At 61.6% G+C, this 20,305-nt stretch carries 25 protein-coding genes; 6 read left to right on the top strand and 19 right to left on the bottom strand.

Features of this window, described 5'->3' with window-relative positions; translation table 11 throughout:
- Positions 1–64: 64 nt before the first annotated feature.
- From hypF to ppsA, 10 genes are read right to left on the bottom strand one after another with little or no spacing between them, the layout of a single operon-like run.
- On the bottom strand, positions 65–2,389 hold the full coding sequence (gene hypF / locus MY494_RS03610) for a carbamoyltransferase HypF (RefSeq protein WP_247911384.1): 2,325 nt from the start codon (positions 2,387–2,389) through the stop codon (positions 65–67).
- The gene (gene hypB / locus MY494_RS03615; protein ID WP_247911385.1) at positions 2,373–3,056 is read right to left on the bottom strand and encodes a hydrogenase nickel incorporation protein HypB; all 684 of its coding nucleotides are present in this window, start codon (positions 3,054–3,056) and stop codon (positions 2,373–2,375) included. The genes hypF and hypB overlap by 17 nt, the downstream gene beginning before the upstream one ends.
- The gene (locus MY494_RS03620) at positions 3,057–3,398 is read right to left on the bottom strand and encodes a hydrogenase maturation nickel metallochaperone HypA (RefSeq protein ID WP_247911386.1); all 342 of its coding nucleotides are present in this window, start codon (positions 3,396–3,398) and stop codon (positions 3,057–3,059) included.
- Positions 3,391–3,852, bottom strand: a complete 462-nt coding sequence (locus MY494_RS03625) for a hypothetical protein (protein ID WP_247911387.1) — start codon at positions 3,850–3,852, stop codon at positions 3,391–3,393. The genes MY494_RS03620 and MY494_RS03625 overlap by 8 nt, the downstream gene beginning before the upstream one ends.
- 10 nt (positions 3,853–3,862) lie before the next feature.
- Complete coding sequence (locus MY494_RS03630) at positions 3,863–5,302, bottom strand: Ni/Fe hydrogenase subunit alpha (protein WP_247911940.1); 1,440 nt, start codon at positions 5,300–5,302, stop codon at positions 3,863–3,865.
- Between the two features lie 7 nt (positions 5,303–5,309).
- Positions 5,310–5,873, bottom strand: coding sequence for an oxidoreductase (locus MY494_RS03635; protein ID WP_247911388.1), 564 nt, complete (start codon positions 5,871–5,873; stop codon positions 5,310–5,312).
- Positions 5,870–6,583: a bidirectional hydrogenase complex protein HoxU gene (gene hoxU / locus MY494_RS03640; RefSeq protein ID WP_247911389.1), complete on the bottom strand. Its 714-nt coding sequence runs from the start codon at positions 6,581–6,583 to the stop codon at positions 5,870–5,872. The genes MY494_RS03635 and hoxU overlap by 4 nt, the downstream gene beginning before the upstream one ends.
- Positions 6,580–8,136, bottom strand: a complete 1,557-nt coding sequence (locus tag MY494_RS03645; RefSeq protein ID WP_247911390.1) for a NuoF family protein — start codon at positions 8,134–8,136, stop codon at positions 6,580–6,582. Before MY494_RS03645 ends, hoxU begins: the two co-directional genes overlap by 4 nt.
- Positions 8,133–8,573 carry an NAD(P)H-dependent oxidoreductase subunit E gene (locus MY494_RS03650; RefSeq protein ID WP_247911391.1) on the bottom strand — a complete coding sequence of 147 codons (441 nt, stop codon included), beginning with the start codon at positions 8,571–8,573 and terminating at the stop codon, positions 8,133–8,135. The genes MY494_RS03645 and MY494_RS03650 overlap by 4 nt, the downstream gene beginning before the upstream one ends.
- 55 nt (positions 8,574–8,628) lie before the next feature.
- Complete coding sequence (ppsA, locus tag MY494_RS03655) at positions 8,629–11,034, bottom strand: phosphoenolpyruvate synthase (protein ID WP_247911392.1); 2,406 nt, start codon at positions 11,032–11,034, stop codon at positions 8,629–8,631.
- 120 nt (positions 11,035–11,154) lie between these two features.
- Between ppsA and MY494_RS03660 the strand changes: the two genes are divergently transcribed.
- Positions 11,155–11,322, top strand: a complete 168-nt coding sequence (locus tag MY494_RS03660; RefSeq protein WP_247911393.1) for a hypothetical protein — start codon at positions 11,155–11,157, stop codon at positions 11,320–11,322.
- A gap of 463 nt (positions 11,323–11,785) precedes the next feature.
- Here the strand turns inward: MY494_RS03660 and MY494_RS03665 are convergent, their stop codons facing one another.
- From MY494_RS03665 to MY494_RS03680, 4 genes are all read right to left on the bottom strand, one after another.
- Complete coding sequence (locus tag MY494_RS03665; protein WP_247911394.1) at positions 11,786–12,031, bottom strand: DUF1651 domain-containing protein; 246 nt, start codon at positions 12,029–12,031, stop codon at positions 11,786–11,788.
- A gap of 723 nt (positions 12,032–12,754) precedes the next feature.
- Positions 12,755–12,994, bottom strand: coding sequence for a TIGR03643 family protein (locus MY494_RS03670; RefSeq protein WP_247911395.1), 240 nt, complete (start codon positions 12,992–12,994; stop codon positions 12,755–12,757).
- Positions 12,995–12,998: 4 nt separating this feature from the next.
- Complete coding sequence (locus MY494_RS03675; protein WP_247911396.1) at positions 12,999–14,258, bottom strand: cytochrome P450; 1,260 nt, start codon at positions 14,256–14,258, stop codon at positions 12,999–13,001.
- A 182-nt stretch (positions 14,259–14,440) separates the two neighbouring features.
- A complete protein-coding gene (locus MY494_RS03680; RefSeq protein ID WP_247911397.1) occupies positions 14,441–14,638 on the bottom strand; it encodes a hypothetical protein in 198 nt (65 codons plus the stop codon).
- A gap of 104 nt (positions 14,639–14,742) precedes the next feature.
- On the opposite strand from MY494_RS03680, the gene MY494_RS03685 reads away from it, so the two are divergent.
- Together MY494_RS03685 and MY494_RS03690 are read left to right on the top strand one after the other, a co-directional pair.
- Complete coding sequence (locus tag MY494_RS03685; protein ID WP_247911398.1) at positions 14,743–15,747, top strand: lysozyme; 1,005 nt, start codon at positions 14,743–14,745, stop codon at positions 15,745–15,747.
- Positions 15,744–15,926, top strand: a complete 183-nt coding sequence (locus tag MY494_RS03690; RefSeq protein WP_247911399.1) for a hypothetical protein — start codon at positions 15,744–15,746, stop codon at positions 15,924–15,926. Before MY494_RS03685 ends, MY494_RS03690 begins: the two co-directional genes overlap by 4 nt.
- 36 nt (positions 15,927–15,962) lie before the next feature.
- On the opposite strand, the gene MY494_RS03695 is transcribed toward MY494_RS03690, so the two are convergent.
- Both MY494_RS03695 and MY494_RS03700 read right to left on the bottom strand, forming a co-directional pair.
- Positions 15,963–16,766 (bottom strand): sterol desaturase family protein, encoded by an 804-nt coding sequence (locus tag MY494_RS03695; protein WP_247911400.1) that lies wholly within the window; start codon positions 16,764–16,766, stop codon positions 15,963–15,965.
- Positions 16,767–16,990: 224 nt separating this feature from the next.
- Positions 16,991–17,527 carry a hypothetical protein gene (locus tag MY494_RS03700; RefSeq protein ID WP_247911401.1) on the bottom strand — a complete coding sequence of 179 codons (537 nt, stop codon included), beginning with the start codon at positions 17,525–17,527 and terminating at the stop codon, positions 16,991–16,993.
- Positions 17,528–17,553: 26 nt separating this feature from the next.
- Here MY494_RS03700 and MY494_RS03705 point away from each other — a divergent pair, with 26 nt between their 5' ends.
- Positions 17,554–17,985, top strand: coding sequence for a secondary thiamine-phosphate synthase enzyme YjbQ (locus MY494_RS03705; protein WP_247911402.1), 432 nt, complete (start codon positions 17,554–17,556; stop codon positions 17,983–17,985).
- A gap of 26 nt (positions 17,986–18,011) precedes the next feature.
- Complete coding sequence (locus MY494_RS03710; protein ID WP_247911403.1) at positions 18,012–18,308, top strand: hypothetical protein; 297 nt, start codon at positions 18,012–18,014, stop codon at positions 18,306–18,308.
- A 6-nt stretch (positions 18,309–18,314) separates the two neighbouring features.
- Here MY494_RS03710 and MY494_RS03715 read toward each other — a convergent pair whose 3' ends face one another.
- The 3 genes from MY494_RS03715 to MY494_RS03725 are packed head-to-tail and all read right to left on the bottom strand — an operon-like array spanning position 18,315 to position 19,769.
- On the bottom strand, positions 18,315–18,653 hold the full coding sequence (locus tag MY494_RS03715; protein ID WP_247911404.1) for a phenylpyruvate tautomerase MIF-related protein: 339 nt from the start codon (positions 18,651–18,653) through the stop codon (positions 18,315–18,317).
- A 20-nt stretch (positions 18,654–18,673) separates the two neighbouring features.
- On the bottom strand, positions 18,674–19,129 hold the full coding sequence (locus tag MY494_RS03720) for a hypothetical protein (protein ID WP_247911405.1): 456 nt from the start codon (positions 19,127–19,129) through the stop codon (positions 18,674–18,676).
- Entirely contained in the window at positions 19,110–19,769 is a 660-nt protein-coding gene (locus MY494_RS03725) for a L,D-transpeptidase (RefSeq protein WP_247911406.1), read from the bottom strand. Before MY494_RS03725 ends, MY494_RS03720 begins: the two co-directional genes overlap by 20 nt.
- 111 nt (positions 19,770–19,880) lie before the next feature.
- On the opposite strand from MY494_RS03725, the gene MY494_RS03730 reads away from it, so the two are divergent.
- Entirely contained in the window at positions 19,881–20,180 is a 300-nt protein-coding gene (locus tag MY494_RS03730) for a hypothetical protein (protein ID WP_247911407.1), read from the top strand.
- Positions 20,181–20,305 lie beyond the last annotated feature (125 nt).

Genomic DNA, 20,305 nt, shown 5'->3' on the forward strand with positions numbered 1-20,305 from the left:
AACCCAGCCGCATTGATCTGGGTCTAGGGAGAGTCCGGCTACTCCAGCTGCTGCTGCAGTGGATCTAGGGCAGAGCGATGAGTTGCCCCAGCGGGATCGCCGCGTCATTGCAGGGCAAGGCCTGACTCCACACCCCGCAAATGCCTCGCGCCTGAAGGGCCTCCAGGGTCATCTCCAACAGCACTCGGTTTTGGAAACAACCACCCGCCAACAGAAGTTGCCGAGCACCCTCCAGCCGTGCGAACTCAGCGATCGCATCCGCTAAGGCCTGGTGAAAGTACAAGGCAATCCAGGGACGCTGAAGTCCTGCTTCCAAATCGCTCAGAATGGCCTCCAGCAATGGCCGCCAATCCCAGTGCCAGGGCGTTTCAGCTTGCTGATGGTGGAGTCGCAACCCATAGCGACGGGCTGAGGCTGTTTTGACCTGATCAACCTGTTGCTCCTGAGCGCTCATCGCCAACGCCTCCAGGGCAAGGGCAGCTTGCGCTTCATAGCTGCAGCACTGGGGGCCACCAAGCAGAGCTGCAACCGCATCAAACAACCTGCCCACACTCGAGCACCGCACAACCACCGCCCCGCTTTGGGTGCCGCCCTGGAGCAACGCCTCGAGCAGGTCGGCTTCATTGGACTCAAAGGCCGACGACCAGGGCAGATGCGGCAGGCTGCTGAGCCGTTCGCGCCAGTCGACGCCATAGGCCTCAACCAATAGCCCAAGGGCCGCTCGACGGGGTTCCCGCTGGGCACGCTCGAGCCCGACCAGGCCAAAGGGCCGCAGATGCCCCAAGCGGCGGTAGCCATGCCCAGACACCAGCAGGGCCTCACCGCCCCAGAGCGTTCCATCAGCCCCCAGGCCACTGCCATCCCACACCACCCCAAGCGCTGGCTCCCTGATGCCGTGTTCAGCCATCACCGCGAGGAGATGGGCCTGATGGTGCTGCACGGTCTGCAAGGGCAAGCCATCTTGATGACTCCAGTGCTGAGCCCATTGGCTCGAGCGATAGCCAAGATGCTGGTCACAGCGCAGTTGGATTGGCGTTAGCCGATGGAGTTGGAGCCATTGCCTGGTGGTCGCCTCCAAATGGTCCGCACCGGTGCAACTGCTGGTCTCACCCAGGTCAGGACTGAGGATCAGTTGATCCGCTTGGGAGAGCGCCAGTGCCCCCTTGGATTCGGCGCCCAGGGCCAGGGTTTGGCGGGCTGCATTGCTCCGCGTGATCGCCCGTGGCGCCAAGCCTCGTCCGAAACGGAGCACCAACGGTCCATTGGCCGCCAGGCGAATGACACTGTCGTCAATGCGATTCAGGATCGCGAGCTCGTGACTCAAGACCGCGTCGGCCAGCTGTGCCAGCAGTCCCTGCTCTTTCTCGGCGTTGGCCGCAATGGGTTCTCCGGATCGGTTGGCACTGGTGGCGACCAGGGGAGCGCCAAAGTGATCCAGCAACAAGTGCTGCAGGGCTCCCGCAGGACGCATGAGCCCAAGCCAAGGGCTAGCCCCCATGACCCCATCAACAACGGCGGCGTTCTCGCGCCGCCTCATCAACACGATCGGGGCGGCATGGGAGTGCCACAGACCCAGCTCAGATTCCACCCCATGGCACAGGTCATCGAGCCACTGCGGCTGACTGAGCAAGGCGAACGGTTTTTCAGGCCGCCCTTTTCGAAGCCGGAGTGAGGCGATCGCCTCCCGGGAACGGGGATCAGCCAGGAGCTGAAAACCACCGATGCCTTGAAGGGCCACAACTTGACCCTCTCGCAGGAGGGCAACAGCAGCTTCAAGGGCGTCATCCAGCCCAAGGCGAGCTCCATTCCAAAACAATTGCGGGCCGCAGTTCGGGCAGCTGATTGTCTGGGCGTGGAAGCGCCGATCGACGGGGTTGGCGTACTCCCTGGAGCAGGCATCGCAGAGGGGGAAGGCCGAAAAACTGGTGTGCTCTCGCTCGAAGGGCAAGGCCCGGGCCACGCTGTAACGGGGGCCGCAGTGGGTACAGCTGATGAAGGGGTAACGGAAACGGCGGCTGGCTGGATCCATCAACTCCGCCTGGCAGGCCAGGCAGATCGCTAGATCCGGACTGAGCAAGGCAGAGACGGATCCGCCGCGGGAGGACGGAACAATCTGGAACTCGTCGGCCAGCTCGACGATGGGTTGCCAACGCTTCTGGACGGCCGTGATCTTGGAAAGATCCGGCGGATGCTCCAGCAACTGATCCAAAAATTGCTGCAGCAGAGCCCTGGGACCTTGGGCCTCGAGGACAACACCCTTGGGACTATTGGCCACCCACCCCCTCAAGCCCAACCGTCTGGCGCGGAGGACAACGGCGGGGCGAAAACCAATGCCCTGCACCAACCCCTGCAGCTCCAAAGACAGGGCCTGATCAGTGCTCAAGCTCATCGATCAACCAGCTGATCAAGCCATCGAGCCCCTGCTGCAGGCGAGCGGAGGTTTCAAACAAGCGGGCTTGAGGCGCAACCGCCGCCAGATTGGCGATGGCCAGTTGTCGATCGAAATCAGCCGCTTTAGCCAAGTCGATCTTGTTGAGCACGACGGCATCCGCCCCCTTAAAAAGGGCCGGGTATTTCAGGGGTTTGTCCTCCCCTTCGGTGACGGAGAGGATCGCAATCCTGAGCTGTTCGCCGAGATCGAAAGCCGCCGGGCAAACCAGATTCCCCACGTTCTCGATCATCAACAGCCGTAGATCATCCGACCCGAGCTCACCCCAGGCCGCACTGACCAGGGCGGCATCGAGATGACAGAGGTCACCCGTGCAGATCTGAAGCGCACGAGCACCAGCGGCCTGAAGGCGCTGGGCATCGCGCTCGGTCGCCAGGTCCCCCACGATCACGGCCAGTGGACCCATCGGCCACAACCGTGCCATCTGCTCAAGGAGTGCCGTCTTGCCCGAGCCCGGTGCCGACAGGACATTGACTGCCAGCACGCGATTGGCACGAAACTGCGCGCGATTCAGCTCTGCCTGAAGGCTGTTGCGACTGAGCAGTCGTTGCTGGAGCACCAGACGTCGGGGGGCCGGATCGGGTTCGCAGCCACAGGTTCCGCACATTCAGGTCACCTCCAAAGCCACCAACTCCAGCTCTCGTCCCTGGAGCACCTCAGCGCACAACAGCCCGCAAAGCGGGCAGGCATAGATCAAATCCCTGGGAGCGAAGGGGGACTGGCACGACCTGCAGAAACAACGCGTGGGGACGCGCTCGAGCTGAAGCGTTGGCTCACCCCAGGAGCCTTGGGAGACCACCACGGAAAAGGCCTGCTGAAGCGCAGAAGGATCGACTCCGGAGAGATCTCCAATCCGCAGGTGCACCCGCTCCATGCGACTGGCCCCCTCCCGCTGAGCGGCTTCAGAGGCCAAGCGATAGAGCTCCTCCATCAGCGCCAATTCATGCATGGCCCACTCCCCAAGCCCGAGACAAGGCCAAGGCGGCGGAACAGCTCGTCGCCGTTAAGGGAGAGAGCCGATCACCGTGGCGCCATTGGAGAGCGGGGATCAGCAACTGCCAAGCCGGTGGGTGATGGCCATAGAGCGCCAGGGTCAAGGCCAGCACCCCCTCGGGATTGAGCTGATGACTGAACGGCTGGCTCAGCAGTGCCGCCTGAACAGGTTCAACGGCGAGAGCGGCCCACTGCAGGCAACGCCGGGGATCAACCGTGGCATCGATAAACAAGACCCGACTGGCCTGATGCACCTGAGCCACGAGCTCGGGCAGGAGCTGGTGCACGGCGAGGGCGCGAAAGCCAGCCGGATCCTCCTCTTGCAGGGCCATGGCGATGCGATGGCCAGCACTGTCATCGCCACGGAAAACCTGTCCGATGCCGACGATCAGGGGGAGTGCCTGACTCATGTGCAGCTCCTCATCCCCGCATGAGCTCTTGGAGCAGCTGGCCATCACGACTCCAAAGCTGCAGCTGCAGAGGCATTTGACCGGCGGCGTGGGTGCTGCAGGAAAGGCAGGGGTCGTAGCAGCGAATGCCAGCCTCCACCCGATTCAGCAGCGCCTCCTGGAGACGTGATCCATGGAGGTAGTGCTGAGCGATCTGGGTGATGGTGCGATTCATCGCCCGCACGTTTTGCCCCGTAGCGATGATCAAATTCACCTGCGCGATCAGACCGTTGTCATCGACGCAGTAGTGATGCAACAGGGTGCCGCGAGGCGCTTCGCCAACCCCCACAGCCTCACGGCCATTCAGCTCCGCGTGGGCACGCACATGGGTTGCGGTGATCTCAGGATCATCGAGCAACTGCTGCATCTGCTCGAGACAGGCCAGGATTTCCACCAAGCGCGCTAGGTGATACAGCAAGGAGGCCGTCACCACCCGGCCACCACGCTGACGGAACTCCATCAGCTCCCGATCAGCCCTGTCGGTGCCAATCCGCTCACACAAATTCAGGCGGGCCAGTGGACCGACGCGATAGGCGCCAGCCTCCGGTCCCAAGGGCCGGTAGTAGGGCGCTTTGAGGTAGCTCGAGGCATCGACGGACTCGGCAATCCAACTGGAGTAGTGCTCAGGCTGCAGGCCATCGGCCAACCGCCGCCCCTCGCTATCGATCACGCGAATGCCGAGACAGCTGGGGCCATCGCAATGCTCCCAGCGATCCCCGTGGGCCACCAGGCCAAGAAACAGAGAAGGGAAAGCCCCGAAGACCTCCAGTTCCTCGCGCAGTTGCTGATCGAGCAACTGCTTCAACAACGCCAAGGCGTGATCCACCACGACGAAGGCTTCGGGCAAACCGCTGCAGATCTGATCTCGGCCGGAGCGGCTCAAGGGACTGCGAACCCCACCTGGCACGGCCCAGGCCGGGTGAATCTTCCTACCCCCCAGCTGATCGATCACGCCCTGGCCAAACTGCCGCAGGCGGATGCCATTGCGAGCCAGATCCGGGTTGGCGGCAATCAGGCCAAACAAGTTGCGCTGCGCAGGATCGCTATCCCAACCCAAGACCAAGTCAGGGCTGCTCAGGTGAAAGAAAGAGAGCGCGTGGGACTGAATGATCTGGGCAAGATTCATCAAGCGACGCAACTTCTCAGCCGCCGGTGGAATCGAGACCGCCAAAAGCTTGTCACCGGTCCGCGCCGCCGCCAGTAGGTGACTCACCGGACAGATTCCACAGATACGGGCGGTGATTCCCGCCATTTCCGTAAAGGGACGTCCGCGGCAAAACGCTTCAAAGCCCCGGAACTCTCCGACGTGCAGCTGGGCGCTCTCGACGGCTCCCTGGTCGTCCAGCTGGATTGAAATTTTGGCGTGGCCCTCGATGCGGGTCACCGGATCAATACGGATCGTTCGCATCAAAAACACGTCACCCCAATCGGATCTGATCGCGGCCCTCCAAGCGCGGCGACTTCCCCTGCAACAACGCCTCAAGAACGAGACGAATCCGCTGCGCGGATGGGGGGCATCCCGGTAGGTAAACCTCAACCGGCACCAGCTCATGGACGGGGCGCACCGTCTCCAGAAGGTCCGGGATCAAGCCGGGTGCATGGGGCAGCTGGGCGGTGTTCTCAGCCAACTCGAGATAGGCGCGTTGAAGCACCGCCTGAGGGCCGCCAGAGGCATTGCGCAGGGCGGTCACATTGCCGCTGATGGCGCAGTCGCCAAAGCTGATCAGGGTGCGACTACGAGCGCGGACAATGTTCAGCAAGTCCAGGTTGTCGGTCGTGGCCACAGCCCCCTCCACCAGGGCGATGTCCACGCCCTCGGGGAAGGTTTTCTGGTCAGAGGCAATCGGGCTGTAGACGATCTCCACCTGGTTGGCCAGCTCAATGAGCCATTCATCGAGATCCAAAAAGGACATGTGGCAGCCGGAACAGCCACCCAGCCAAACGGTCGCCAGACGGGGCTTGGCACCGGAGAAGCGAGTCATGGCTGCTCCCGGCGCAGGCGAGCCTGCATGAGTGCAGTCAGGCGCGCTGGGTCGTCCTGTTTCTCTTCGCAGCCCTCGCCTTTTCGAAACAGGGCTCCCGTGGGGCAAACCTCAACACACTTGCCGCAATTCGTGCACGCATCAACGGAACCCCAAGGCTCAGCTAAGCCGGCAATGATTTGGCAGCGCTCCCCACGCCAGCCCACATCCCAGACGCTCGCGCCCTCCACCTCAGCGCACACCCGCACGCAGCGGGTGCAGAGGATGCAGCGGTTGTGGTCAAGCCCGAATTGCCGATGAGAGAGATCAACAGAGCGATCCGGATAGCGATAGGGAAGACGGCTGTGGTCCATGCCGACCTGAACCGCTAGGTCCTGCAACTCGCAATGGCCATTGGCCACACAGACAGCGCAGACATGGTTGCCTTCCGTGAAGAGCAACTCGGTCAGGGTGAGACGCATCTCCTGCAACCGTTGAGTGTTGGTCTGCACGCGCAGTCCCTCCGAGACGCTGGTGATGCAGGCGGGCAGTGGCCTTGGCTGGCCCTCAACCTCCACCAAACAGAGCCGACAGGCCGCCACCGGCGACAGCCCCTCCAAGTGACACAGCGTGGGCAGTGGGATCTGCGCTTTCCGGATGGCCTGCAGCAAGGTCGTCCCCAATGGAGCCTGAATCGGGCGCTGATCAATCCAGAGCTGACAGCGACTCATGGCTCCCGCAGCAAGGCCAAGTAATCACTGCGGAAGTGACGCAGTGTGCTGAGCACAGGATTCGGTGCGGTTTGCCCCAAACCACACAGGCTCGCGCTGGCCACCGTCTGGCAGAGGCTTTCCAGGGCGGCAAGATCCGCCGTTGTCCCGCGCCGCTCCAGCAGTTTGCGCAGAAGCATCTCAAGTTGCACCGTGCCCGAGCGGCAGGGGATGCACTTCCCGCAGGACTCCTCACGGCTAAAGGCCATGAAAAATGCGGCGAGCTCCACCATGTTGGTGGACTCATCCATCACCACCATTGCTCCTGAACCCAGACTTGAGCCCAGATTTCTCAGGGTCTCGTAGTCAACTGGTGTATCGAGAGCAGTGGCGGGAAGGCAACCGCCGGAGGACCCTCCGGTTTGCACAGCCTTGATCCGCCGGCCCTGGGGAGCGCCCCCGCCGATGGTCTCCACAAGGAGGCGTAGCGGCGTTCCGATCGGCACCTCCACCACGCCACAGCGATGCAGGTGACCGGTCAGGGAGAAGACCTTGGTCCCGACGCCATAGGAGCCAACCCCATCCCGAAGTAATGGCGGGATCGTGGCCAGGGTTTCCACGTTGTTGATCAGGGTGGGCCAGCCAAAAACACCCTCGGCGGCTGGGTAGGGAGGTCGCGGGCGAGGGACTCCACGGCGCCCCTCGATCGACTGCATTAAGGCCGTTTCCTCGCCGCAGACATAGGCACCAGCCCCAACCCGCAGCTCGATCGCAAAGCTGAAGGCCTGGCCGGAAATGGACGACCCCAGCCACCCCCGTTCCTGGGCCTGATCGATGGCAACGCGTAGCCGTTCGATCGCCAAGGGGTATTCCGCCCGCACGTAGATATAGCCGATCTGGGCACCTACGGCGAAGGCCGCAATGGCCATGCCCTCGAGGAGTGCATGGGGGTCCCCCTCCATCAGGGTGCGATCCATGAAGGCACCGGGATCCCCCTCATCGGCATTGCAGACCACACACTTCTTGCCAGATGGCATCGCAGCGACGGCGGCCCACTTCAAACCCGTGGGGTAACCGGCGCCGCCGCGTCCACGCAGGGTGCTGGAGCGCACTTCTGCAACCACGGCCTCTGGGTCGTCTTGCGCAAGGACGCGATGCAAGACCGCATAGGCACCATGGGCCAGGGCATCGTCGATGCAGGTGGGATCGAGTCGGCCGCAACGGGCCAGGACCAATCGACGTTGCCCAATCCAGAAGGGGTCACTCGCCAGAAATTCCTGGGCATTGGCTGGTTGCCAGTCCTCGAGGGCCTGGTGTTCAGCGGCCCGCTCCAGGCTCTCGGCGATCTCCGCGGGGCCGGAGCTCAGCGCTGACCAGAGCCGTTCCCCTCCGGAGGAATCCGGTAGCTCCAGGCTGAAGAGCGGTCCCGCACTACACGGACCAAAGCAACCCACGCCCTTGACCCTGAGGCGTGAAGGGAAACCACGTGCGACTCGATCAAGGGCTCGCTGCAACACCGCACCACCACGACTGCGGCAACCGGCTGAGCTGCAAACCCGCAGGCAGCTCCTCACGTCCTCAGCCTCCTTAATCCGGCCAGCACGGTCTCGCCACTTTGGTGATTCCAGACCTCCTCATCCACCACCACCAAGGGGGCACCACTGCAGGTACCGATGCAGCGCACCTGCCCGAGCTCGACACCCATGGAGGACAAGGGCTGCCGTTGCAACTCGGCTAGCAGTTGGCCGCCCCCCTGCACAAAACAAGCCGTTCCGGTACACACCCGGCAGCGGTGGGGAGTCGGTGGAGTGAAGCGAAACAGGTGATAGAAACTGGCGGTGGCCTGAACGCGACTCAGGGGTAACTGCAACCGTTGCGCCAGATCACGCAGCAAGGGCTCACTGAGATAGCCATCGCGTTCCTGGGCCGCATTCAATAATTCGATCAGGCCATGGGATTGCCCGCCAAAGCGCCTCAGAAGTCGCTCAAGGGAATCAACCTTTTGCGGCATGGAAAGCACACCCCGCCCATGGCTTCACGCTAAGAAGCACAGGCCAATCGCAGGCTCAAGCTTCGCTGCAGTTCTGCTCCAACTCGGCGACACGCATTCGCGTATTGATCACAACATCGGGGTTGAGGCTGATGGAATCAATCCCCTCCTTCACTAAAAAAGCCGCGAACTCGGGATAGTCGCTTGGAGCCTGCCCGCAAATGCCGACCTTGCGGCCGCAACGCTTTGCCGTGCGAATCGCCAGACGGAGCATCTCCAACACCGCTGGATGGCGTTCATCAAACAGATCAGCCACCAGGGCCGAATCGCGATCAAGTCCAAGGGTCAGCTGGGTGAGGTCATTGGAGCCGATCGAGAAGCCATCAAAACATTCAGCAAAGGCCTCCCCCGCCATCACATTGCTTGGCACCTCACACATCACATAGACCTCGAGTCCCCGCTCCCCACGGACCAATCCGTTTTGAGCCATGACGGCTAAAACCCGATCTGCCTCCTCCGGGGTGCGGCAGAAGGGAATCATGGGAATCACATTGACCAACCCCATCTGCTCGCGCACCCGCAGCAGCGCCTGACACTCCAAAGCAAAGGCATCTCGGAATCCCGGAGCGTCGTAGCGGGAAGCTCCCCGCCAGCCAATCATTGGGTTTTCCTCGATCGGCTCAAAGCTGCTTCCACCAAGCAACTTGGCGTATTCATTGCTCTTGAAATCAGAGAAACGCAGGATGACTGGCTTGGGATAAAACGCCGCCGCGAGACGGCCCATGCCCTGGGCGAGGCGATCGACGTAGTACTCGGAGGGATGGAGATAGCCAGCGCTCAGCTGAAGGATCGCGTCCCGCTCTTGTCCGTCCATGACCCGATCGGTCTGCAGCAAGGCCATCGGATGCACCCGAATCTGGTTGGCGATGATGAATTCCAAACGGGCCAAGCCGACCCCATCACAGGGAATCGCCGCGAGATTGAAGGCGGCCTCGGGATTGCCCACATTCATCAAGATCTTGGTCCGAGTTGGTGGCAGGTCGCCCACATCGCGCTCGGCCAGATCAAAGGGAAGAGCGCCGCGATAGACGCGGCCCTCATCGCCTTCGCAACAACTCAGGGTGACGATCTCTCCATCGTCGATGGCCTCAGTGGCATCAGTCGCTCCAACGATCGCAGTGATGCCCATCTCCCGGGCAATGATTGCCGCGTGGCAGGTCCGCCCTCCCTGGTTGGTCACCACTCCACTGGCCCGCTTCAGAATCGGTTCCCAGTCAGGATCGGTCCGCTCTGTGACCAGTACATCTCCGTTCTGAAAGCGGTTGATCTCGCTGGGATGCCTCAGGATTCGCGCAGGACCTTGACCGACTGATGTCCCGATGGCACGCCCCCTGCAGAGCAGCGGCGCCTGGTGGGGCTGCAGGCTCCAGGTGCGCAACACGTTGGCCGTGCGACGCGACTGCACGGTCTCTGGCCGGGCCTGGAGGATGACAAGTTCTCCTGTGGTTCCGTCCTTGGCCCACTCGATATCCATCGGGGTGGATTGTCCGCGCTTCTGGCTGTAGTGGTCTTCGATCAGACAGGCCCAGCGGGCCAACTGCAGCGCCTCGGCATCGTCAAGGGCAAAACGCTGCCGCTCGTCCTCCGGAACAGGTTCATTGCAGGGTGTGCCCCGCTCGCCATAAACCATGCGGATCGCCTTGGCTCCGCGCCGCTTGCTGACGATCGGAGCGAAGCCCTGCTGCAGCGTGGGCTTAAAAATCAGGTATTCGTCTGGGTTGACCGCCCCCTGCACAACGTTCTCACCAAGGCCGTAGGCGGCGGTGAGCAACACGGCCTCTCGGAAACCGCTCTCGGTATCGAGGCTGAACATCACGCCCGAGCAAGCCAGGTCAGAGCGCACCATCCGCTGGACACCGATCGAGAGCGCCACGCTGAAGTGATCGAAGCCGTTCAGCTGGCGATAGGAGATGGCGCGATCGGTGAACAGGGAGGCATAGCACTGCCTGCAGGCCTCCAATAGATCAGCCTCTCCCCTCACGTTGAGGTAGGTCTCCTGCTGGCCAGCGAAGGAGGCATCGGGCAGATCTTCAGCGGTGGCACTGGATCGCACAGCCACCGCTGGAGAGCCCAGGCGCTGATAAGCCTCGGCAATGGACTGCTCCAGATCACGGGGGAGAGGTGCGCTCAGCAGCAGCTCTCGAGCGGCCAGGCCAGCCCGTTGGAGCTGCGGCAGATCAGCGACATCCAATCCATCGAGGAGCTGATGCAGCCTGGGCCGGAGTGTTGCGGTCTGCAGATGGTGGCGATAGGCGGCGGCAGTCGTCGCGAAGCCCGCTGGAACGCAGATCCCGCATGGACCCAGGGATCGAATCATCTCCCCGAGGGAAGCGTTCTTGCCTCCCACCACGGGAATGGACTCCAATCCCACCGACTCAAAGGGGAGGACCCAGTTGGACATCCCTTTGCTGTCAGCTGCCATCGAAGATCAGCGCTGTGGTGTCTTCAACGTATTGAGATCAACCTGAGTTGAAGGGGCAGCTCCCAGCCCCTGGCCCTTCACTGAACTCCCCAAGGCCAAGCCAGAGAGGACACTGAGCCCGTGGTTGACGACTTCATCGATCCGGCCGTTTGGGCGATTGCAGCTAGCAGGCAGCTCCGAAGCCTGTTCGAGCAGGCCCGAGCGATGCAACTGAGCCCAGGTCAGGGCCGTGCAATTGAGCAGATCGAACGCAAGCGTGAAACCTTGGAAGGCCAAGATCCCAGCTGAGAGGCAAACCAGTAAGCGACGGGACTGCATCGGTGCTCGAGCAATGAACACCGGAGGGTTCCGGGGCTAACGAGCGACCAGTTGCACGATGCGGCCGAGATGAGCCATGACCAAGGTGTGCCTTGGCAAGCACAGGGAGAAAAAAGCCGGCCTGGTGACCGGCTTTTTTCATGGCTCAGCCCTGAGCGTTCAAAGACAAAAAACGCTCCCGCGAAGGAGCGTTCAGGTGGTGTGAGGAGGAACGTGATGTTCCAGATCTGTCCTAAGACACCACAAGGCCATGTGGGGTGGCAGTCACATCTCCGCACACGTGCGACTGGCGTCCCGTCGGTTGGGAGAGAAGATTCATCTGTGTGAGGAGTGAGGAACTTCATCCGGAGTCGAAACGAGGACAGACGCCCGGATTGTTCCTGACCCCTAGCCCTGCCTTCGGCGGGGCTTTTTTATTGGCCGCGGTGCACCCTCAGGGCTCCGCATAGACACCCCATGCCGGCCTGGTTTTCAGCCAGCCGCAGGCCATCAGCCCCTCCCAGAGAACACGGGCATCGGCTCGGCGCAGGTGATAGCGCTCCTTGAGAAGGGGCAGATGGTCAGGCATCGCCTTGCCCGTATCCACGAACACCCACGTTTCGCGGCCCCAAGTCCGCTGATCCTTGTGGAACCGCACCTGCCAACCGGCCCTTGGATCCCTCAGCCAGGCCTCCTCCATCACCCCACCACACTGGAAGTACAGGTGTACTAGATCGGCTGATTTTTTGCAAGCTCCTCGTCGTTGGGCGAGTGAACCAGTCGATCGGGCCTCTAGGACTGCTGAGGGGTGTGCAGCTTGTTGGGGCAGGGTGTTGAGTCAGGCATCAGCGTCGTTCACGGCTTCCCATCAATGAGTAGACGTACTAATTGCAACGTCGACCTGAGCCGCCAACCTATGTTCATCGGGATACTCCGATGGGTAGGGAGAGCAGACCCCTGAGTCGAGCACTAGGGGTTTTTTCATGCCCAAGAGCAGTGCCGGAGCAACTCCTGCGAAGACAGAGGCGCAGGTGAGGGGCACTGGCAGACAGCGCAACAGCCCCGCCAACTCCAGAGAAATGCGCCGGTCGGTAGGTGGTTGGTGTAGGCCGACCGCGATCACTGGTCGGATCAGTCTTCCGATCCCCCGGAACCGTCATCCATTCCACGCCGCACCAGGGTCTGTGTCACCCAAAGCAGACCCAGAAGCAATGAGGCAACCAGCAGCAGTGACATTGAGAACTGGCAGAGAAACAGAGTGGTTCAAGGCATCCTGGCGAGAACGTTGAGCTGAGGTCGGGAGTGATGCGAGGACTCGGCAGGGTCTTCCGTCTCGGCCAAGGGAGCACAACGAACCCCGGAAGCGGCGGTTATGGCCTCAGATCAGCGGCACGTCCAGTGGTTGGCTGAAGTGTTGCTGAGCTCACTTGTGGCACTTGGCGCGGAAGCGGTTGGAGTGGCTGGTGGCGTCGTGTTTGGTTTGCCGCCCGCTCACCCGTTTGCGCCACATCTTGAACGACGAGGCCTTCATCGACTGGCGCATCAGCTCGATCACCTCCTGTTCAGAAATTCCGAATTGGTAGTTGATTGCCTCAAAGGTGGTGCGGTCCTCCCAAGCCATCTCGATGATGCGATCGAGCTCGTCGGGTTCAAAACTGCGCATGGCGTTAGTGCTGTTTTGCGGTGACCATCAGGCCGTTGCGTGGAGTGGGGCTAGGCACCAGCTGCAAGGAAAGATCCTGGTCTGGCAGCAGCTGCAGCTGCACCTGCTGCAGCAGCCCAACGGCCATCAGCCGGATTTCCAGTTCGGCTAGGGCTTTACCCAAGCAGACCCGTTCGCCACCACCAAAGGGCAGCAGGGTTTGATCAAACGATCCATCGAGATGGCGCTGCGGACGGAACTGCGTCAGATCGGTTCCGCTGCTGGTCGCTGTTGGCGTGAGGGCCACCTGGATCACGCTGTTCTCTGGTACGACCACATCGGCCAGCTCAATGGCCTGCAAGCTGCGGCGGAAGAAGCCGCCCACCGGGGGTGTTTGCCGCATCACCTCCATCACGGTGGCATCCAGCTTTTCCGATTGCGGCGATGTGGCCGCTGGCCATGGAGAGGCCCTCACATCGCTCTGCAGCCAATGCATCACCTCGGGATGCATGAGCAAGGCGCGGAATAGGCAGCTCAGCGATGAGGCGGTGGTTTCGTAACCAGCGAAGAGCAGCAGCAACAGTTGCTCGGCCAGATCGTCGTCATCCAACGGGATCCCTGCCTCATCGAGGCCGCCACTGATGAGATCCAGGCCGCCTTTGTTGCTGCCCTCCTTCAAGACGCCCTTGATGCGGTTCAGCAGCCGCTGGCGGGCGCCCATGGCTTGGGCAAAGGGTGTGCCAGGTATCGCCAAGGGAATCGAGAAGAGGGCCTTGGTCCAGATCTCAAAGTCAGCGAACAATGCGTCTCGGCTGCCTGCATCGAGCCCAAGCACCGTGGTGGCGATCACGGCGAAGGCAAAGCGGCGCATCCGCCCTGCCAAGGGCACTGGGCCATCAGCAGTAATCAGCTCCTCTGCGAGTTCATCCACCAGGCCAATGATTGATGGGGTGTAGCGGGTGAGGGCTGCACTAGAGAACAACTGGCCCACCACGCGCCGACGGGCTTTGTGGCCCGCTCCGTTGCGGTTAGCCAGGGAGCGGCTGCCCAGCAGCTTTTTCACACTCTCCGGCCACCAACCTTCCAGGGACTCGCTTTGGCTGAATAGATCGTTGATCGCCCGTTCACCGCGGATGAACACGATCGGCTGGGCCAGCAGCTTTGTGGCGAAGACATCGCCATAGGTTTCAAAACGCCGCTGGGCAAAGCTCGGATCGCCAAAGAAATCGAAGGCTTCCTTCAGGCCGCTCACAGCACCGGTATTGGGCAGAGGCTTGGCAGGCATTGACCCCGGCGCGCGCAAGCAATCAAGTTATCGATTCGACCCATGCTCCTGACCCTGACATCGCCGTGAGGACAGCGTCAGTGGTCGGCCTAGGTCTTGGCACTGGTGCTCAGCTCAAAGACAGGATCAGTTAGAGACCATCGCTGCCTACTGCGCCAAGACTCTGCAGACGCGCTTGAGAGCTATCCCTCTACAAAGCAGCGAATACGTCGATTGATCCGAGCCAGAATCCTGAAGAGTGGCTCGGCCGCACTGGATCTGGACTCCACCCGGGCATCCAGGCAGGTGGAGCAGAGCACCTGACCTTCGACCCGGCGGTAGTGCTGGGTGGAGCGCTCAATGAAGGTTCCGCACCCCCGGCAGGGAAAGATCGGACTCATGAAGGCGTACTGGATCGGCCCATGCTGCAGAGCCGGATGGGCACTGTCTGCAGCATCGATAGCCAAGGGGCCGGAACCCTTCAGGGTCCTTCACCCCCTTCGCCATGGAGATCAGCGCTGCCGGATTGGACCTGCTCAAAACCTTCGAGGGTTGCCGGCTGGTGGCCTATCCCGATCCCGGCAGTGGCGGAGAGCCCTGGAGCATTGGCTACGGCCACACCGGTACAGACGTCAGAGCGGGGCTAACGATCAGCCAGAGGCAGGCTGAACGCTGGCTGCTGGCGGACCTCAAAGACAGCGGGCGCGCCCTCGAGACATTGCTAGCGGGCGTGCCACTGAGCCAGGGACAGTGGGATGCGCTGCTGAGCTTCTGCTTCAACGTCGGAGCAGGGGCATTGCAGCGATCCACCCTGCGCAGGCGGCTTCTGGCTGGAGAAGCACCAGCACGGGTGATCCGCGAGGAGCTCCCCCGCTGGATTCGGGGATCCCGCGGCCCCCTGGCAGGGTTGATCCAGCGCCGAGCCGCCGAGATTCAACACGCCGAACGCCACAGTTCAATCGCCCTGGCGGTGCCCTACTGCTGCCAGAACAACAGCGCCACAACGCAGGGCCCGCGCATGTGCTTCAGCTCGAGCTGCGCCATGGCGGTGGAGTTCCTGCGGCCCGGGTTCTTTCAAGGCGGCAGACAGATCGACGACCAGTACCTCGAGCTGGTGCTGCGCTATGGCGAGAGCACGGAGGCAACCGCCCAACTGCAGGCGATCAAAGCCTGCGGCCTGGAGGCCCAGTTCCGCCAGGATGGATCGATCAAAGACCTGATCGCGTCACTGCAGCAAGGCATCCCAGCGCCGGTGGGCTGGCTGCATCTCGGATCGGTGGAGCAGCCAACCGGTGTGGGGCACTGGAGCGTGGTTGTGGGCTGGGATCCGAGCAGACGAACCTTTCTGATGCATGACCCCAACGGCGAAGCTGATCTCATCGGGGGCGGCTACGTCACGACCGCCATCGGCAGCGGCCAAGCCCAGCGCTATTCCGAGCACAATTGGGGACGGCGCTGGATGGTGGAAGGTCCAGGCAGCGGCTGGTGGATGGAGTTCCGCAAGCCATGAACTGCGACTTCTGCCAGCAGCCTGGGGACCTGCACTACAGGATTCGCACCCAGGCCAGTGCCAGCTGGCGCTTCGCCTGCCCCAGCTGTTGGCAGCGACAGAGCTCACTGCCTGGCTACCAATACGGAGGCACCCGCAAAGCGAACCGACGCGAGCGGGAGAAACGCAAACGGCGCTAAAGGCGGCAGGCGTCGAAAAGCTCACCCGCAACCGACCTAAGACGGGAGATTGGACGATGCAGACCGCTTCTGGACAGCCTCGAGACGCAAGGCGTAGTCCTCGGCTTGCGTACGGAAGACGCGATCCCAGAACGTGAAGTAGAGGCCGTAGTGCAGCGTCTGTTTGCGATGGTGAATGCAATGGTGCAGTGGGCCGATGACCCAAGGACCAAGCCAGTGATGAGGGAAATCATCTGGCAAGGTTTCGGGAGAAATGTGATTAACAGCAGCCCAGACTGACATTGTCATCAAAAGAGCAAACAATGTCGCAGGGTGCAGCGGGATGATGACAACGATCGCGATCAGACAAATCGCATGAATGAGTGACTCAACCGGGTCAAACGCAAAGGACGTCCAGACAGAGGGCTGAGAGGAACGGTGATGCCCCTTGTGCGCCAAGCGGTAGAGAAAAGGACGATGCAGAACGCGATGAACAAAATAAAAGAAAGCATCCTGCAAAACAAGAGCACCGATGAAACTGGCCACATAGAAGAGCCAAGACACCGCACCCTCATTTTGGCAGATCTGCAGATATCTATGACCATCAAGCCGAATAAACAAGGCCATCACCAAAGCAAAGACCGCAGACGAGGAAAGACTGAGGCAAAGCTCGCTCGCTGTAGCCGACCTCTGCGATAAAAGGCTTCGACTTGCCAATCCACTCAGGATGAGCGCAAGAAGGATATGACGACTTTGAATAATCGCAAAGATCACAATAAAATTAAAAATAAATCCACCGATATCACCATCCACTCCAAGAGCCGACGCAGGAGTCAAGAGCGCCACCACCAAGCAGGCCACGGTTTACTCAGGAGAGTATTGATGAACTCGGTTGCGGACGTTTTCTTGGCATCACTGCTCAGCTTTTGCCGCAGTTCTGCTTCAGGACAAGCATCAACCAATCAGCGAGAAAGTCGGCTAGCACCACCAGAGCATCGCCCTCAAGTCGTGAGCAAGCGGACCTCATGAGGCGTTCAATCCAATCGGCCAGAGTGATGCCAAAGCGAGCTCTGATCCAGCAGGCTCTAGCTGCGGTAGGCCTCAATGAAGCTCTTACGCACCGCAGTGACCAACGTCTTGGGAACCACCAAACCTGAGAGCTGCAGGTACTGATCGAGAGCTGGCCCCAGCTGATCCTGCAGGGCCAGGCACTGCGCTGCAGAGAGGGCCAGCGCTTGTTGATAGAGGTCCTTGTTGGTCTTGCCGAGATGAAACAGCCGGCAGCCCTCATCGATCACTGCCGTCAGTTGCGGATCCCTGAGGCATTGGCTCTGGCTACCGGCGTAGGGGAGGGTGCGATTGCGGATCACCGAGCGCACCAGGGCAAAGGAGCGTTGGGCCAACTCCGGACCCACCCGATCAACGGCCTCGCGGCGCTCCTTGATCTGAATCAAGGCATTGACCAACTCCGCCACCTTGAAAAGCGCCAGACAGTGACGCTGCTCATGAGAAAGCGCTTGAAGCTGAGCGAGATAGTCCGCGACGGACGCGAGAAACGCCTCGTCTTGATCAGCCAGGGCTGGGCAGGATCGCCAACGCTCCATCGCCCCTGCACCGCTCATGCTGACCGTAGCCAGAGGGGCCCGCGATGACCGTTGAACGCCTGCAGATTCCAACGCAAGAGTCCTTTCAGTGCATCGCGATCACCGAAGCACTGCAGCGCTTCATCGCCAAGCAAGGCGCCCAGAACGGGGCAGTGCTGATCAGCGGTCAGCACACCACGACAGCCGTGATCATCAACGAGCTGGAGGAGCGCCTGATCTGGGACCTGGAGGCTTGGCTCGCGGAGATCGCCCCAGCGAAGCGGCCTTGGAAACACAACGACCTCGAGCTCCGGCCGAACATCCCCGCCGATGAACCGCGCAACGCCCACGCACACCTGCAGGCCCTCCTGCTGGGCAACCAGGTGATGGTGGCCGTTCAAGACGGGAAGCCCGTGCTGGGTACCTATCAAGACGTGATCCTGGTGGAACTGGACGGGCCGCGTCAGCGAACGGTCGTCCTGCAATGGATTGCCTAGGGTCGGCGCCCGAACGCCCATCAGCCATGCCCAGCCGCGAACAGATCCTGGCCGCCTCCGCCGGCTGGGTGGCGGTGCTCTTGAACGTGGTCCCTGGCCTGGGGGCGGGCTACCTCTACCAGCGGCGCTGGAAGGCCTACTGGATCACCTCGGCCCTGGCCACGGCCTGGTTTGTCGCCGGAGCCGTGCTGGGACAGAACGCCGATCCCGCCGCCGAAGCGCAGAACCAACTGGTGGGCCTGATCGGCCTGCTGCTGCTGGCCGGCGGCACCGCCACCGAAGCCGGGCTGGCGGTCAAGAAGGTACGCGCGCAGCTGGACTGAGTTGGTTCAGCCAAAGGTGCTGCCGTTCCAGCCCCAGCTGCTGGCTTTGACATCTTCAAAGGCCACATAGATCCGCTTGGCAGGAATGCCGGTGCGTGCCTCGATCAGCTTGCAGAAGGCCGCGGTCATGGCCGGGGGCTTAAGGGCACCAATCGACTTGATCTCGACGTAGGCGCACGGCTCGGTGCTGCCCGCGAAGGTCATCGGCACCGCGGTCTCCAGCAGCGTCATCACATAGGCCTCCTGCTTACCGGTCTGCTGGGCCAAGGCCGCCGAGAGCTCCTGGAGCAGCCCAGCGGCATCGGCCAGCTCAGGCAACGATGTGCGGACGTTGATCAAGGGCATCGCAGCTCAGGGGCACTGCTTCAAATGTGCCACGACGATTTGGAGCGGCACCAGCGCCAGCTCTCGGCATTAATCAGCAGCCCCAGCAGCAACATCACTGCCATCAGCCACACCTGATCCGAGCGGGAATCAGGAATCAGGATGTCGACGAGGAAATGGGCAACGTTGGTCAAGGTGTAAACCACGCTCAGGCCGAACTGAAACCAGCGCCAGCGCCGCCAACCGGGGGCACTGGAGGCGTAGCTGGTCAGGACATAGGCCCCAAGCGGAACGAGGAAGTAGAGCAACATCGCCCAGAACACCAGGGGTAGACGTTCGGGGGTGACATGGCTCTCAATCTCTGGCGAAAGGCCATGGAAGAGCGGCATCAAGCCCAAGTCGGTATGAAACAGCAGGCAGAGGAACCAGGCTGTCCAGAGGCTCCGCAGGCGCTGGGCGTGATCGATGTTCAGCGGCCTAGGGCGTGCAGGGGCCATCGGTTTTGACCTCAACTGCATCGCCGAGTTGCACCGAGGCGAGCATCGCCTTCAGGGTGGGTTCAGAGACGTTCAAGCAACCGCCGGTGACCTGTTCGCCGATGCGCTTTTCGTTGTTGCTGCCGTGGATCGCAAAGCTGTACCAGCGGAATTTGCCGTCGTAGGTGTTGAAGGCAAAAGGCTGCTTGACGCTATCGATCGGCTCCAGGCTGATGTAACCGATCCCGTATTCACCGATCTCGCCATCGCCCTTGAAGTCGATGGCGTTCATGTTCTTGAACAGGGTCTCCCTGAGCTCCGCCTTGCTCTTGCCGGACTGGGCGATCAGCTTGGGATCCATCTCAAAGCGATCGTTACTGAGGATCGCGTTGACCTTGAAGCGGCCCAGGGGGGTGTAGCCCTCTTCAAAGCGAGTTTTGGCGCAGGTCACCCCCAAGCGCCCGAAGCCCACCTGAAAGGTCGTGCGCTCATCACCGCGCACCATCACCCCCTGACTCTTGGCGGGAATCTTCTGATCCAGCTCAATCGTGATCGGAGCTGTCACCAGCGGCGCGCCGGTGGCACTGGTCTTGGGGGAGCTACCACAACCGCTTAAGGCCAGGGCCAGGGCGATCCCGGCCAGCGAGGTGAAACGTCGCATCCAGGACCAGGAGCACTACCTCCATGTTGGCGAGGGCTGCTGGATTTGCATGCACAAACCCTGGACGGCCGGGGCTCCTGGATTCACCATGAAGGCAGGCACCCTGAAGCGATGGACGACGCACTGCTGGCCCTGGTGGAGGATCTGGGATCGGGGAACGTGCTCGATGCCGAAACCCTGGAGGGCTGCACGGTCGAGCCCCATGAGCTCGATGAGATGGATGAGGACCAGGCGGCCATCGTGGCGGCCCATGTCTTTGAGCAGCTTTTTGACCACGACGTCTCCCAGCAGCGCGGGGAATCCGCCGACCCCGATGAGGGGATCTGGAGCGGCACCGTGGATTCCTTCAAGTTCACAATCGAGCGTGATGACGCTGGCGATCTGGTGCTGAACTTCAGCAGCGGGGACTAGGGCGATGGCCCAAGCCACCTGGGCGGTGAAGCTGATCGACAAAGGGCGGAGCATCGCTGAACATCAGTACCCCGGCTACAAGGCCATGAGTGCCCAGCGGGCCTAGATCAGGATGCTTCAGATGC

This window comes from Synechococcus sp. A10-1-5-1 (assembly GCF_023115425.1).
GTDB lineage: Bacteria > Cyanobacteriota > Cyanobacteriia > PCC-6307 > Cyanobiaceae > Vulcanococcus.

Coding starts and splice junctions, on each gene's coding strand:
- hypF (WP_247911384.1), bottom strand. CDS start 2,389: ATGAGCTTGAGCACTGATCAGGCCCTGTCTTTGGAGCTGCAGGGGTTG.
- hypB (WP_247911385.1), bottom strand. CDS start 3,056: ATGTGCGGAACCTGTGGCTGCGAACCCGATCCGGCCCCCCGACGTCTG.
- MY494_RS03620 (WP_247911386.1), bottom strand. CDS start 3,398: ATGCATGAATTGGCGCTGATGGAGGAGCTCTATCGCTTGGCCTCTGAA.
- MY494_RS03625 (WP_247911387.1), bottom strand. CDS start 3,852: ATGAGTCAGGCACTCCCCCTGATCGTCGGCATCGGACAGGTTTTCCGT.
- MY494_RS03635 (WP_247911388.1), bottom strand. CDS start 5,873: ATGACTCGCTTCTCCGGTGCCAAGCCCCGTCTGGCGACCGTTTGGCTG.
- hoxU (WP_247911389.1), bottom strand. CDS start 6,583: ATGAGTCGCTGTCAGCTCTGGATTGATCAGCGCCCGATTCAGGCTCCA.
- MY494_RS03650 (WP_247911391.1), bottom strand. CDS start 8,573: ATGCCGCAAAAGGTTGATTCCCTTGAGCGACTTCTGAGGCGCTTTGGC.
- ppsA (WP_247911392.1), bottom strand. CDS start 11,034: ATGGCAGCTGACAGCAAAGGGATGTCCAACTGGGTCCTCCCCTTTGAG.
- MY494_RS03665 (WP_247911394.1), bottom strand. CDS start 12,031: ATGGAGGAGGCCTGGCTGAGGGATCCAAGGGCCGGTTGGCAGGTGCGG.
- MY494_RS03670 (WP_247911395.1), bottom strand. CDS start 12,994: ATGCGCAGTTTTGAACCCGACGAGCTCGATCGCATCATCGAGATGGCT.
- MY494_RS03675 (WP_247911396.1), bottom strand. CDS start 14,258: ATGCCTGCCAAGCCTCTGCCCAATACCGGTGCTGTGAGCGGCCTGAAG.
- MY494_RS03680 (WP_247911397.1), bottom strand. CDS start 14,638: ATGAGTCCGATCTTTCCCTGCCGGGGGTGCGGAACCTTCATTGAGCGC.
- MY494_RS03685 (WP_247911398.1), top strand. CDS start 14,743: ATGGAGATCAGCGCTGCCGGATTGGACCTGCTCAAAACCTTCGAGGGT.
- MY494_RS03690 (WP_247911399.1), top strand. CDS start 15,744: ATGAACTGCGACTTCTGCCAGCAGCCTGGGGACCTGCACTACAGGATT.
- MY494_RS03700 (WP_247911401.1), bottom strand. CDS start 17,527: ATGAGCGGTGCAGGGGCGATGGAGCGTTGGCGATCCTGCCCAGCCCTG.
- MY494_RS03705 (WP_247911402.1), top strand. CDS start 17,554: ATGACCGTTGAACGCCTGCAGATTCCAACGCAAGAGTCCTTTCAGTGC.
- MY494_RS03710 (WP_247911403.1), top strand. CDS start 18,012: ATGCCCAGCCGCGAACAGATCCTGGCCGCCTCCGCCGGCTGGGTGGCG.
- MY494_RS03715 (WP_247911404.1), bottom strand. CDS start 18,653: ATGCCCTTGATCAACGTCCGCACATCGTTGCCTGAGCTGGCCGATGCC.
- MY494_RS03720 (WP_247911405.1), bottom strand. CDS start 19,129: ATGGCCCCTGCACGCCCTAGGCCGCTGAACATCGATCACGCCCAGCGC.
- MY494_RS03725 (WP_247911406.1), bottom strand. CDS start 19,769: ATGCGACGTTTCACCTCGCTGGCCGGGATCGCCCTGGCCCTGGCCTTA.
- MY494_RS03730 (WP_247911407.1), top strand. CDS start 19,881: ATGGACGACGCACTGCTGGCCCTGGTGGAGGATCTGGGATCGGGGAAC.